This is a genomic window from Paraburkholderia sp. SIMBA_030 (genome assembly GCF_046535245.1).
In the GTDB taxonomy this organism is placed as follows: Bacteria; Pseudomonadota; Gammaproteobacteria; order Burkholderiales; family Burkholderiaceae; genus Paraburkholderia.
This window is the reverse complement of the sequence record NZ_JAWRXB010001200.1, coordinates 1-251: the sequence shown is the minus strand read 5'-3', so window position 1 is coordinate 251 and position 251 is coordinate 1. Positions and strand designations below refer to the sequence as shown.

The window sequence follows — 251 nt, the reverse complement described above, 5'->3', positions numbered from 1 at the left end:
CGCCTTGCTCGCAGCGCTCTCGCGGGCCTGGCAGGCGCATCCGTGGCAGCGTCTGCTGGCGTCGTAAGCGCGCCCGTCCGCCTCCATCGTTTCGCGCGGGCGACGCGGCTTTCCCCCCGCGTCGCGCGCCTCGCGGCGAGTCGTCCGCTCGCCGCGTTTTTCTTCGCGTTTGCGTCAGACGCACACCGCCCAGCCGAGCCCGCGCACGTTGCGGATGACCGCATGACCGAATTTGCGCCGCACGCTGTAGA

1 protein-coding gene is annotated in these 251 nt (G+C 71.3%); it reads left to right on the top strand.

From position 1 onward, the window contains the following. Window positions 1–42 precede the first annotated feature (42 nt). On the top strand, window positions 43–251 hold a 209-nt coding region (locus tag SB772_RS43835), incomplete at its 3' end, for a hypothetical protein (RefSeq protein WP_410839008.1).